Genomic DNA, 11,843 nt, shown 5'->3' with positions numbered 1-11,843 from the left:
TACATAATAGATTTATTTGAAATGGATCAGACTCAACTTTTCCTGTTTGTTGCGATAGCAGCAGTGGTTATATTCGTCGTCTCCTTTCTCCACCAACGCAAAAAGAAGGCCTCTAATCAACTGGGGCAAAAGCTTCAGGAGAGCATCAAAGCCAATGATTGGGAAACGGCAAGCCGTATTCTGCTTAGACAGATGATCGTTTGGGGCATAATCACGATATTAGTTATGTTGCTCATCATCTTACGGCTAATGAATCACCAGCAGATCTACTCCACGCTAGTTTTCTTTGCTCTAGCAGGATGGAATTACTATACCTCTGCGAAAGGTTTAAAGATCGCACGAAAAAATCAAACGGACTATGCTGTTGAACAGGAATCGCAAGAGAAGTTTTTTGAGAGGATCAAGACACTTCTTAAGGATTGCAAGGTATCTCAGCTGGACCTTAATTTAACTGAAGAGGAGGTTAAGAACCTTTGGCTGGAGAAATACAAAAATTGGAAAGTGAGTGGCTACTACCCAGTGCTACTGGAGTCGATATATGGTGACTTCTTTGACTACCTGGATGAGCTCTCTGAGTGGTACGACGAGGTGAAGCTCCAGCAGTGGCGGGCGAAACTACTCAACTCCACTGAAAATAATGGGCAACAGATACTCCAGCGCAGGTTTGAGGAGCTCAAAAAGAGCTACCTGACGAATGGGGAGGAGGGCGCTAATGCGTGGAAAGAACTGGTAAATGGCGAGGTATTTGAATCTGATTGCCCAAAAGAATTCACTTTTCTCAGCACACCAATCTTAGTAGAGATGCCGATAAAAGAGCCTTGGCAGGTATTTACTTATCTTTCTTATGGCGGTTGGAACGAATGCCCCACGGCAGAGGAACATGCTCAGATTGCCCGATATTGGTACGAATCGTATGGAGCAGTGGTAATTAAGATCGCTAGTGACTCCGTTCTGTACTACACCCCCTACCCCCCTATGGGAGACACTACCTCCCTAGCCAAGAATGTATTTGCCTACGCCCAAGACACTGTAGAGACCAATCTACCCTCCCTAGCATCGCACCTACACAAGTCGCATATCTGGTACTGCTGGTGGGATTAGGCGACAAAATAAAAACTTTTTCGTGGCAATATTTGGTGGATTGAAAAATCCTTGCTATCTTTGCCGAGCAAAGCCATAACAACAACGGCTAAAGCACGGTGTGGTAGTTCAGCTGGTTAGAATACCTGCCTGTCACGCAGGGGGTCGCGGGTTCGAGTCCCGTCCATACCGCAGATTAGGTGTTAAAGTGTTGATCTCAACGCTTTAGCACCTTTTTCTTTTTGTCTTATTATAGGGGCAAAAACTGAGTTGCAACTAAGCAAATGACGAGTTGCAACTAAGCAAATGACGAGTTGCAACTAAGCAAACGCTTAGTTGCAACTCAACTTTCATCAAGCTGCGATCGCAGTTTCACTCCCATTTCTCATTGCACAAAGACTAGCTGACTCCGATACTTTCGCAATTCGAGAATGTTGCACGAAGGCGATCTGCTACGTTGCTTTCGGAATTCGGCTTCGGTCACGTACGTTAGTACGCTCCCTTCAGCCCGTTAGGGCCTTGGTGCCCTGCGTGCACCTTGCCCTCATCCTCAGGCCTTGCATATCATCCTCCGTTCAAAGTCTCAGCACATTTGCGTCAAATGTGCGAGAATGGCACTTCGTGCAACAGTCTCAATTCACTCTCGGGTCTCTTGCACGTGAGTGTTTTTTGCCCCTTTGAGTAAAAACAGAGAGCCGATACTAGGTACCCTAATGAAGAGGGTGCCTAGTATCGGCTCTCACTATATCCAGTAAACTTCTAAAGCCTAGCGGAGAGAGATTTTGCAATCTTTATCGCAACCATCAAAGGTTACCTTATCCTCCTTGGCTAGCCACCCGAGTGCAAAGCGCACTTCATCTTGGGTACGTATACCAGCTTTCTTTTGGATCTCCTTTACGGTCAATGGCTTCTTACTATCACTCAGGGCATGCCATACGAGCCCTGCATTGGTTCCAATCTGTTCAATCATCATCTTTCCTCCTATAAGTTAGCATTAATTACCTACCTCTTTCGTTGCAAATGTACCTATTATCAGCAAAATAGCAAAATAAAGGGTGCCATTATGATAAAGCTTCAAAGGCATCAATAAATTGATCGCCTCGATCTTCATAGTTCTTGAACAGGTCAAAACTGGCACATGCAGGAGAGAGCAAGACCACATCGCCCTCAGATAAATCCAGTGTTGTTATCTGCTCAAAAGCCTCTGCCATACTATGTGCCACGGTGGTGGGAAGTCCGAGGCAATCAAAACTACGATGCAGTTTATCGGTATCTAGGGTAAGGAAAATAAGTGCCTTCGCCTTTGACTTTACCAGGTCGAAAATAAGCGAATAGTCGTTACCCTTATCGGTACCTCCGAGCAGCAGCACCGTCTTGGCATCGGGCATCGCACCAAGAGCGTGGGCTGTAGCATCGAGGTTGGTACCTTTGGAGTCATTGATAAAGGTAACTCCATGCCACGTACCGACCAGCTGAGTGCGGTGGCGAACACCTCCGAAAGTGGATAGGCATTTCCTCACCTCTTGCCGATCAATATCCACGCCATATGCCTGAAGTGCTAGCCCCACCGCCATAATATTCTCGGCATTGTGCTGGCCCTTGAGGAGGAACTGGGTGTAGTCGTAAGTGACACCCCCCTCGAAGCGAATCAATTGGCCATCAAAGTAGGCAGAGGCCTTGGGATTGCGAGTAGAAAAGGTCTTGACAAACTCTGCCTGCAAAGGCGCCTCTTGTTGAAGCTCTGCAATATGCGGGTCATCTGCATTGATGATGGCATAGTCACCTGCTCCTTGATTTTGAAACACTCTCCACTTGGCACGAGCATAATTGATCAATTGGTGGTCGTACCTATCGAGGTGGTCGGGTGTGATATTAAGTAAAAGGGCAATATGGCTATGGGTGCGGTACATATGATCTAGCTGAAAGCTACTCAGCTCCATAGTATAAACGTCGGCACCCCCCTCCATCACCTCCCGAGCCAAGGAATCTCCGATATTGCCACACGCTACACTCTGCACTCCTGCAGCACGTAGGGCAAGGTCAATCAGCGTAGTAGTGGTGGTTTTGCCATTACTACCAGTGATAGAGATTAACTGCTTGGGCGTAGTGTAACGAGCAGCAAACTCAATCTCCGAGAGGATCGGTAACCCAAGTGCCTCACAACGGCGAACCACCTCAGCACTATCGGGAATACCAGGGCTCTTAATCACATCTTCTGTATCCTGCAGATAGGGGAGTTGATGCCCGCCCTCCTCATAGGGCACTGCCGCCTTTGTCAGCACTGCTTTCATCTCTGGGCGAATGGTACCTGAGTCCGACACAAAGGGTCGATACCCCTTTTCTTGTGCCAAAAGGGCAGCACTCACGCCACTCTCTCCAGCACCCAAAACAAGTAAATTGCACTTCATAATAATGATGACTTATCTAAGTTTGAGCGTCACAATGGTGAGCACTGCAAGGAGAATCCCAATCAACCAAAAACGAACCGTAATCTTTGCCTCAGCAATAGGTCGAGTAGGCTTTTGGATCACTGCGTCGATCACTCCAGCTGGTTTCTGGAAATGGTGGTGCAGTGGGCTCATCTTGAATACCCTTCGGCCGGTACCAGTCTTTCGCTTTGTGTACTTAAAGTAGGCGGTTTGGATAATCACCGAAAGCGCCTCTACCATAAATACTCCACAAAGGATAGGAAGGAGCAACTCCTTACGAATGATGATCGCATATACTGCTATAATTCCGCCGAGGGTAAGGCTACCAGTATCGCCCATAAAGACCTGTGCGGGGTAGGAATTGTACCAAAGGAAGCCAACGGTGGCACCGATAAATGAAGCGGCATAGACCACCAGCTCCTCCGCTCCAGGGATAAACATAATATTGAGGTAGCTCGCCATCTCTATGTGCGAACTGACGTAGGCAAATATCCCGAGCGCTACTCCGATAATCGCCGAGGAGCCAGCAGCTAAGCCATCTAGTCCATCGGTGAGGTTGGCTGCATTGGAGACGCCCATCACGATGAATACAAAGATGAGCGTCACGAGTATCAGGGTAAAGAGTTTGGCATTCTGCTTCAGTCCAAGATTCTTGGCTAGGTCGCTATAGTCTAGATTGTTATTCTTCACAAAGGGAATCGTGGTCTTGGTGCTTTTTGTCTCCACTTCGGAGTGCTTCACCACTAGCTCCTTATTGACCGTCTCGGTGGCTACGTTTTCCTTAATCACCACCGCTGGACTAGTCATCAGTACCAGAGCCACCAACACCCCTAGCCCTAGTTGAGCTATGAGCTTGTAACGGCCGTGGATACCCTCTTTATTCTTCTTAAACACCTTCACATAGTCATCGGCAAAGCCAAGGGCTCCCAGCCATACTGTGGTGACTAGCATCAAGATAATGTAGAGATTATTGAGCTTATTGAAAAGCAGTGTGGGGATAATAATGGCAATGATGATGATGATACCACCCATAGTGGGGGTCCCAACCTTTGCCATCTGCCCCTCAATATCAAGGGGACGAATGGCATCCGACATCTGCTTACTCCGTAACCAATCGATGATCTTACTTCCGATCAATGTGCTGATCAGTAGACTAACGATAAGGGCAAGGGCCGCGCGAGTAGAGATATAAGTAAAGGCACCCATTCCTGGGACACCTTGTGCATTGAGCGACTCAAATAGGTAGTAAAGCATCAGTGAGTAGCTCCTCCTTTCTCCCCTTCGATGATCTTCTCTACCTCCTCGATATCACTAAAGTGGTGGCGAACGCCATTCACCTCCTGATAGGTCTCATGCCCCTTACCGGCAATGAGGATCACATCGCTAGGCATCGCCATCGTACAGGCGGTGCGGATCGCATCTCTTCTGCTAGTGATCCGGAGCGTACGCCGCTTCATCTCCTCATCGAGCCCCTCCATCATCTGGTCGATGATCTGCTCGGGATCTTCGCGACGAGGGTTATCCGAAGTGAGGATTACGATATCTGAGAGTTTGGCTGTGGTAGCGGCCATAATGGGCCGCTTGCCAGCATCTCTATTACCTCCCGCACCAACCACTGAGATGATACGACCGCCGTGGTGCTTTTGTAGCTCCTGAATCGTCCCCAGCACATTGGCGAGAGCATCGGGCGTATGGGCATAATCAACCACAGCCACATACCCCTTGGGTGCTGTGACGGTCTGAAAGCGACCATCCACTGGGGTGAGCCGACTCATCTCTCTCAGCACCTCCTCCTCAGGCTGTCCGAGCAAAATAGCCGCCCCAAATATCGCCAACATATTGTAGGCATTGAAGCTCCCCACTAGGCGTGTATAGACCTCGTGGCTATTAAAAAGCATATCGGTACCATCTAGGTGTTGCTCGAGTATCTTTCCCTTAAAGTCGGCATCACGCTTGATAGCGTAGGTATGCACTTCTGCCACGCTATTTTGCACCATCACCATACCATTGGTTTCATCGAAGTTGGTGAGGGCAAAAGCCTCTTTGGGCAGTCCATCGAAGAAGCCTTGCTTTGCGTGGAGGTAATTGAGGAAGGTACCGTGATAATCAAGGTGGTCTCTAGTGAGGTTGGTAAAGATACCTCCCCTGAAATAGGTGCCTCCGATACGGTGCTGATGCACGGCGTGCGAAGAGACCTCCATAAAGGCATACTCGCAGCCTGCCTCTACCATCTGCCAGAGGTACCTCTGAAGGGTGAGAGCATCAGGAGTGGTGAGCTTACTTGGGATCTCCTCCCCATCCACAATCACACAGACTGTTGATACCAAACCACTCTTATGACCCAAGTGGGAGAATAGGCGGTAAAGGAGTGTCGCAATAGTTGTCTTACCATTGGTCCCTGTCACCCCTACCAACTTGAGTTTACGGGAAGGGTGGTCGTAAAAGTTGGCAGCCACTTCACCGATCACCACATCGGTATGCTCCACACGGAGGTAAGTGATCCCTTCCTTTCGCTCTTGAGGCACCTCCTCACATAGGATAGCGGAAGCTCCCTTCTCGATAGCCATATCAATAAAGTCGTGACCATCCGTGACCGTTCCACGGAGTGCCACAAAGAGCATGCCTTCCTCCACCACTCTTGAGTCGGCCGTAATCTGCCGAATCTCCTTATCTAGTTCGCCCGACACTACATCGTGGGCGATTCCTTTCATCAATCTATCTAGTTTCATACTCTACTCGTTGCGTAGCGTCAATATTAATAACTGTCCTTGCTTTGTCCTTCCTCCCTTATGGATTGATTGCTGTTTTACCACTCCTCCTTGTCCATTGAGCCGAACATCTAGCCCCATTTTTTCGGCAAGGTAGAGGGCATCCATCACACTCATCCCCATAAGGTCGGGCATCGTGCCCACCTCTGGTTTGAGTGCACTTAGTATCTGTAGGCTATCCCCCCCTTGGTGCGATAGCCACTCCGTCCCACTGCTATGTAATTGATCTACCTTTGCTCCTGTATACTTAATCGCATGCTTCACCCCCTCAGTGGTACCGCCCAGCACCCTCTGGCCAAAGGTGGCTAAAGAATCGGGAAGCACCTCACCAAGCGACTGGGTGTAGGAAGTGGCGATGGTCTTCTCCGCAATTTCACGAAGCACTGCCCCTGGGATAGAACCCGAAGGGTAAACGCCTCTCGGACGGCTCACTACTACAATACAGCTATAGAGTGGTCGCTCACTTGGAAAGTAGCCACAGAAGGTTACGTTGTGCCCTGCTCCTTTAAAGGTACCTCCACCAAGTCGTTGAGCCGTACCTGTCTTACCCGAAATAGAGACATAGGGAGAGTTCATAGCTGTTCCCGTACCCTCCGTCACCACACCACGGAGCATCAGTTGAAGCTCCTCAATCGCCTTAGACGATGCGATCTGCTTATTCACCACCCTGGGCTCTCGCTTGTAACCAATCTTATCACCGCTACTTACCTCGCGAACTAGGTAGGGCTCCATCATCTTACCCCCATTTGCCACGGCATTGTAGAAGCGAAGCGTGTAGATTGGTGGCATTAATATCTCATAGCCATAAGAGCTCCACGGCATCGTACTATTGGACCACTTCTCTACATCTTGCTGGAAGCGTGGGCGGGCAGTGCCTGGGATCTCAAAGTCTATCTGGTCAAAGATCGTCATCTTATTCAATTCATCCAAATAGCCCTGACGGTCGTCGCCGTAGGTCTTCAGGACCGCCTTTGCCACTCCTACATTGGAGGAGAAGTAGATCGCCTCATTGTAGGTAATCTTGCCATATCCCCCTTTATGAGCATTGTGGTCACGGATTGTAAGCCCTCGGCCGATGGTGTAGAGACCATTCCCCACATCCACGGTATCCTGTGGGTTCACACCCTTCCGATCCAGTACCCCCAGCATGGAGATCGCTTTGAAAGTAGAGCCGGGCTCAATCAGGTCGGCTAGAGCATGATTGGTTCGCTCCATATAGTTTCCCTCGCCCATACGATCCAGATTGGCTAGAGCTTTCACCGCTCCAGTAGCCACTTCCATCACCACCACACAGCCCCAATCGGCATCCACCTCCACCAGTTTACGACGGAGTGCCTTCTCGGCGATATCCTGAATATCCACATTGAGCGTGGTATAGACGTCCATTCCATTGGTGGCAGGCACCTCCTCCACTGGCTCCCACCGTGGGGGCACCCGCACCCAGCGATTCACTCCTGCTTTGCCACAGAGGAGGGAGTCAAACCTCATCTCCAACCCGCTATTGCCGTGCGTCATACCCAAGGAGTCGGGCTCATTCATGATTCGCCCAATGGTACGGAAGGCAAGATTGCCATAGGGGTGCTCCCTGCGGATATACTTCGTGGTGATCAAGCCCGAGCGATACCTGGAACGACCCTTGAAGAAGGGGAGCTCCAACAGTGCCTGAAGCTCGGTATAGGAGAGCTCACGCGAACCAAATAGGCGATAGTACTTCGAGCACTTCTGGCGAGCTCGCAAAAGCCCCTGCTTGTAGCTAGCAGCCGACTGCCCCCCAACTACCTCTGCAAGCCCCTCGCAGAGTTCTTGCACTCCAGCTTCAAAAAACTCTCCATCAAAGGAGTCACTTCCCATGTCAAGAGCTACCTCGTACCTTGGCACCGTAATCGCCACCGGCACATCTTGGTCACTGTAGATATTGCCCCGAAGGGGGTCAATGGCACTCCGCGACTTCCCAGCATAGCGAACCAGTGCCTCCCACTGCTTCGCCTGCACGGTAGAGGTAATGACTACTTTTACTAGTACCACCACCCCTAGCAAAAGGAGGACGAGTCCAAACTTCATGTAGAGCTCCCACCCCTTGTGGATTCGCTTTGTCCGCTGTAAGCTATTGCGTTGCCGCGACTTCTCTCGTAGATCCTCGCCCGTCATTACTTCTCAATCTCTATAGGTGCTGTGGTGGGCGTGCAGATCGATAGCCCTGCCGCCTCCACCCTCTCTTCAATACTAGTGATACGGCTATCATTCATCAGCTCAGTAGAGAGGGTGATATGCTCCATCCGGAGGTCCTGTAGCGTGGTATTATTCGTGGAGATCATACGGATCTTACGCATCGCAGAGTAGTTGTACGCCACCTGGACCACCGCATAGAGGGCAATCGCCACAATCCATGCGATCATACGACCATTGAAGGCACGCTCCAAGATATGCCCCTCCACAAAGTCCCAAAACTTATTGACAAAAGCTTTGCGATCCTCTACCCCACCTTGCTGAGGTGTGTACTCCTCTTTATCTACTTCCATTCCCAAAAAACTGCTCTCCGTGATAGCCACTCTATTCAACCACAAACTTACCAATTTTTTGATAACCCACCCCCACAAAAACAAATAGATACAGAGCCGAAAAACCAAAAAGGAGAGCCGGTCACTAAGCCCTCTGAGCACTACCTTCTGGCAAAGGAGACCATAGCACTCGACGGACAACCCCTCCAGCAACGTAGCTACTGGGACGCCCTCCGTCGTGCCTACACCCATTGGAGAAACTGTTATACGACGGTGATTAGCTTTGTGCGATAGTCATTACATATTCAAGTATGCTAGGCTTATTCCTCTCTTTTCTATGATCTGATTGAGGAGCTCAAACTTTTGAATGACTAAAGGAAACTCCTTGTTTTTACTTCGCCATTCAGCTTCTGGCGTGTCTAGTAATACTTTAAGGAAGGTTTTTAAGTCTCTCTCAGCTGGATAAAAAGACATGTAATCAGGTTTGAAGCGATAGCACTTGATAAATCCTAATTCACGCATATCTTTGACGTTTGGTAGATTGCCCTCTTCTTTCGAAAATGATTTGTCGTAATAAGGTGCACTGATGGCATAGAAAGAGGCTAAGTCTTTTTCAGGCGTGTGACTCATTATTTCATTAACCATATTATTTAGAATGGTTCGTGCTAATTTCTTTTGCTCTTCTTGGTTTTTTGTGCCAATGTCGCTTAAATGTGCTATAGCTAGCGTCTGCATACCAAAGACTGTGATTTTCTTATTGTTGGGCTTCTCCATATTGTAAGTATTTAATACTCTATCATAAGGGTAGGCTATAATCGTATCCACTAATAATACTGAGTAAGGCATCGCCTTTTTGCTGACATACTTTGCTACATTGTTTTGGATGAAGTTTGTAGCCTCAGTTCGCTGACCTATTGTAGTCAAATACTTTAGACGATAGAGTTGTGCCTCGTAGTAGTCACTTCCTGTTATCGTGACGTTGTAAGGGATGCTGAGCACTCGACTGCGATCTTCACGTTTGAGCGTGTCGTTGAAGAGCAAGTAGGCTCCGGTTTGCTCGTAAAATGAACGTCGAAGTGTCGCTTCTGGCGAGTGGTCAGTATCATCAGGAGCAAAGAGATTTATCTCAGGGGCAATCTCAACCATCATGTGTTCTTTGTTGCAGCAAGCTACTGATAACGCAAGTAACAGGAAAATGGCGATGTGTGAATAACTATTTGGTCTCATGTTGAATTATTTTAGTTGGTTTGCGCTCAATGCGTGGATTATCTTGAATAATATCATTGAAAGTACGTTCTTCGCGAGGTAGGGGTAATACATATCCCTCATCTTCGTTAGCCGGAAGTGTATAGAAGTAAGTGATATCAGGGAAGCTATTTCTGCCCTCTTTTTTGTATATAGTGTAGGTGTGGGTCAGCTCTATCTTCTCTGGGGATTGAGATTGAACGCGGTAACGACGAATATCAAACCATCGTTGACTCTCAAAGCAGAGTTCCATTCGTCTTTCTTTGCGGATTTCGTTTATTAATCCTTTTGGGGAGGTGTCAATATCGGGTAATGCTGCTCCAACCTTGTAGCGATTTTGGTGTAGTTGTTTAAGAAGTTGCACGGCTTCTGCACTTTTGCCTTGCATTGCCAAAGCTTCTGCTAGATTGAGATATATCTCTGCACTACGAAGCACAAATACATCGGACACCTCGCTCTTTCCCATAAGTTTTGGCGTTGTCTTACATGCCCTTAGTTGGTAGCCATTTGGCTGTGCTCCTTTGACTTTGATACGTTCGATAAAGCGGGTGCCACGTAAGTCGTCCTTATTGTATAGTTGATATAATTCTTTTGAGACAGAGAAGCCTCCAATGGGTGAGCTACTACCCATCTCTGCGCATACTAACCCTCCCCCCATGCTAAAAATTAGCTCGGGGTTATCAACCGAAAAGAAGTAGCTATCCACTCCCAAAGCATTGAGGTTGTAAAGAGTGGGATGTAGGCTCAATGCTTTTGAGGCATACTCTTCAGCTCTCTGCCAATCTTGCATATAAAGTGCCACTCTTGAAGCAAAGAGTATTACTCCTGCCTCTGATATTCGATATAGCGAGCGTGTCGGTTGCCCTTCAATCTCCTTTATAGCCAAGCTTAGATCGTTGGATATTAGGGCATATACTTCAGAAATGGTGGCACGTGTAAACTTCTTTTTTTCGATGAAGTGTGATTCCTTGAGGGGCACACCTGGCTTATCTAGATTTTCTGGAGCATAGGGCAGAGCATAGAGGTTGACCAATTGAAAATAATAGGCAGCACGCAGAAAGTGTGCTTCAGCTTTTATTCGCTTGATACGGTTTTGATCTGCCACTGTGGGAGTGTCAATTCGTTCGGCTTCATCTAATACAATATTAAGGGTGAGGATATGATTGTATACTCTTAGCCAATCGATGCTCTCCTTGTAGCTTTTAAGACCATCAAAAGCATCACCCACATGCTGTTGCCACGTGTAATATCCAAATACACGAGGACGAATATTCGCTTCTGGATTATAGCGGGTATTGCCAATCAACTCCTCCGTCTCATCGGCCATATATTGAAGGTATGAGAAGTAATAGCTCTCATATTTTCGTGGTGTGGTGGGTGCTACGGATAGGTAGCAAGAGCCGATAAGTAACTCGTCTAGATCATCTGCTGTGTGAATGTAGGCTAAGTCATTTGAACGGGTAGTATCCCAAAAAGTGTGTAAGGCAGAATGCCTCTTTGAACTGCAAATGTACTTATTTTTTTCGCTTTGCTTCCCATAAACAACAAAGATAGAGCAAGAAAGAATTAAGGCAAGGCTGTCGTAGCGCAGCGGAGACACCGCCTTGCCGTATTCTTTTTGGTTGATAGCTTTGTGTTGGGAAGTAAAGCACATCTCGTTCTCTTTATGGATGTTATAGCTTCTTCAGACCACCTATCAGATCACCTATTCGCCTCCCTAAATAGGAGGAATTAAGGGCGATGCTCCCTACCAGATGAAGTGCAGAATCAACACTTGGAAAGGCGCATTTATATGTCGCTCCTTTCTTTATTTGCCGATTAAA

Annotated in this window: 9 protein-coding genes, 1 tRNA gene and 1 pseudogene; 2 read left to right on the top strand and 9 right to left on the bottom strand. The window is 48.0% G+C overall.

Annotated elements, in window-relative coordinates; translation table 11 throughout:
* Nucleotides 1-21 precede the first annotated feature (21 nt).
* Together A3GK_RS0104405 and A3GK_RS0104400 are read left to right on the top strand one after the other, a co-directional pair.
* Nucleotides 22-1,101 carry a DUF4253 domain-containing protein gene (locus A3GK_RS0104405; RefSeq protein ID WP_026161718.1) on the top strand — a complete coding sequence of 360 codons (1,080 nt, stop codon included), beginning with the start codon at nt 22-24 and terminating at the stop codon, nt 1,099-1,101.
* A gap of 97 nt (nt 1,102-1,198) precedes the next feature.
* Nucleotides 1,199-1,272: transfer RNA gene (locus A3GK_RS0104400), tRNA-Asp, on the top strand.
* Between the two features lie 574 nt (nt 1,273-1,846).
* On the opposite strand, the gene A3GK_RS0104395 is transcribed toward A3GK_RS0104400, so the two are convergent.
* The 9 genes and pseudogenes from A3GK_RS0104395 to A3GK_RS11860 form a co-directional block, all read right to left on the bottom strand.
* On the bottom strand, nt 1,847-2,053 hold the full coding sequence (locus tag A3GK_RS0104395; protein WP_018028268.1) for a winged helix-turn-helix domain-containing protein: 207 nt from the start codon (nt 2,051-2,053) through the stop codon (nt 1,847-1,849).
* A gap of 88 nt (nt 2,054-2,141) precedes the next feature.
* The gene (gene murD, locus A3GK_RS0104390; RefSeq protein WP_018028267.1) at nt 2,142-3,488 is read right to left on the bottom strand and encodes a UDP-N-acetylmuramoyl-L-alanine--D-glutamate ligase; all 1,347 of its coding nucleotides are present in this window, start codon (nt 3,486-3,488) and stop codon (nt 2,142-2,144) included.
* Between the two features lie 12 nt (nt 3,489-3,500).
* Nucleotides 3,501-4,763, bottom strand: a complete 1,263-nt coding sequence (gene mraY, locus A3GK_RS0104385) for a phospho-N-acetylmuramoyl-pentapeptide-transferase (RefSeq protein ID WP_018028266.1) — start codon at nt 4,761-4,763, stop codon at nt 3,501-3,503.
* On the bottom strand, nt 4,763-6,238 hold the full coding sequence (locus tag A3GK_RS0104380; RefSeq protein WP_018028265.1) for a UDP-N-acetylmuramoyl-L-alanyl-D-glutamate--2,6-diaminopimelate ligase: 1,476 nt from the start codon (nt 6,236-6,238) through the stop codon (nt 4,763-4,765). The genes mraY and A3GK_RS0104380 overlap by 1 nt, the downstream gene beginning before the upstream one ends.
* 3 nt (nt 6,239-6,241) lie before the next feature.
* Nucleotides 6,242-8,425, bottom strand: a complete 2,184-nt coding sequence (locus A3GK_RS0104375; protein ID WP_018028264.1) for a penicillin-binding protein — start codon at nt 8,423-8,425, stop codon at nt 6,242-6,244.
* Nucleotides 8,425-8,796 carry an FtsL-like putative cell division protein gene (locus A3GK_RS11425; RefSeq protein ID WP_155799431.1) on the bottom strand — a complete coding sequence of 124 codons (372 nt, stop codon included), beginning with the start codon at nt 8,794-8,796 and terminating at the stop codon, nt 8,425-8,427. The genes A3GK_RS0104375 and A3GK_RS11425 overlap by 1 nt, the downstream gene beginning before the upstream one ends.
* A gap of 276 nt (nt 8,797-9,072) precedes the next feature.
* On the bottom strand, nt 9,073-10,002 hold the full coding sequence (locus A3GK_RS0104365) for a hypothetical protein (RefSeq protein WP_155799430.1): 930 nt from the start codon (nt 10,000-10,002) through the stop codon (nt 9,073-9,075).
* Nucleotides 9,989-11,674, bottom strand: a complete 1,686-nt coding sequence (locus A3GK_RS0104360) for a RagB/SusD family nutrient uptake outer membrane protein (protein ID WP_018028261.1) — start codon at nt 11,672-11,674, stop codon at nt 9,989-9,991. The genes A3GK_RS0104365 and A3GK_RS0104360 overlap by 14 nt, the downstream gene beginning before the upstream one ends.
* Nucleotides 11,675-11,693: 19 nt before the next feature.
* Nucleotides 11,694-11,843 (bottom strand): annotated as a pseudogene (locus tag A3GK_RS11860) (IS256 family transposase); the annotation flags it as partial.

It is taken from the genome of Porphyromonas somerae DSM 23386 (assembly GCF_000372405.1).
Taxonomy (GTDB): Bacteria; Bacteroidota; Bacteroidia; order Bacteroidales; family Porphyromonadaceae; genus Porphyromonas_A; species Porphyromonas_A somerae.
The sequence above is the reverse complement of the archived record's forward strand: the minus strand, read 5'-3'. Positions and strand labels throughout refer to the sequence as shown.

What these genes read in the sequence shown, in the direction of transcription:
- mraY (WP_018028266.1), bottom strand. Translation starts at nt 4,763, where the DNA reads ATGCTTTACTACCTATTTGAGTCGCTCAATGCACAAGGTGTCCCAGGA.
- A3GK_RS0104395 (WP_018028268.1), bottom strand. Translation starts at nt 2,053, where the DNA reads ATGATGATTGAACAGATTGGAACCAATGCAGGGCTCGTATGGCATGCC.
- A3GK_RS11425 (WP_155799431.1), bottom strand. Translation starts at nt 8,796, where the DNA reads ATGGAAGTAGATAAAGAGGAGTACACACCTCAGCAAGGTGGGGTAGAG.
- A3GK_RS0104405 (WP_026161718.1), top strand. Translation starts at nt 22, where the DNA reads ATGGATCAGACTCAACTTTTCCTGTTTGTTGCGATAGCAGCAGTGGTT.
- A3GK_RS0104365 (WP_155799430.1), bottom strand. Translation starts at nt 10,002, where the DNA reads ATGAGACCAAATAGTTATTCACACATCGCCATTTTCCTGTTACTTGCG.
- A3GK_RS0104375 (WP_018028264.1), bottom strand. Translation starts at nt 8,425, where the DNA reads ATGACGGGCGAGGATCTACGAGAGAAGTCGCGGCAACGCAATAGCTTA.
- murD (WP_018028267.1), bottom strand. Translation starts at nt 3,488, where the DNA reads ATGAAGTGCAATTTACTTGTTTTGGGTGCTGGAGAGAGTGGCGTGAGT.
- A3GK_RS0104380 (WP_018028265.1), bottom strand. Translation starts at nt 6,238, where the DNA reads ATGAAACTAGATAGATTGATGAAAGGAATCGCCCACGATGTAGTGTCG.
- A3GK_RS0104360 (WP_018028261.1), bottom strand. Translation starts at nt 11,674, where the DNA reads ATGTGCTTTACTTCCCAACACAAAGCTATCAACCAAAAAGAATACGGC.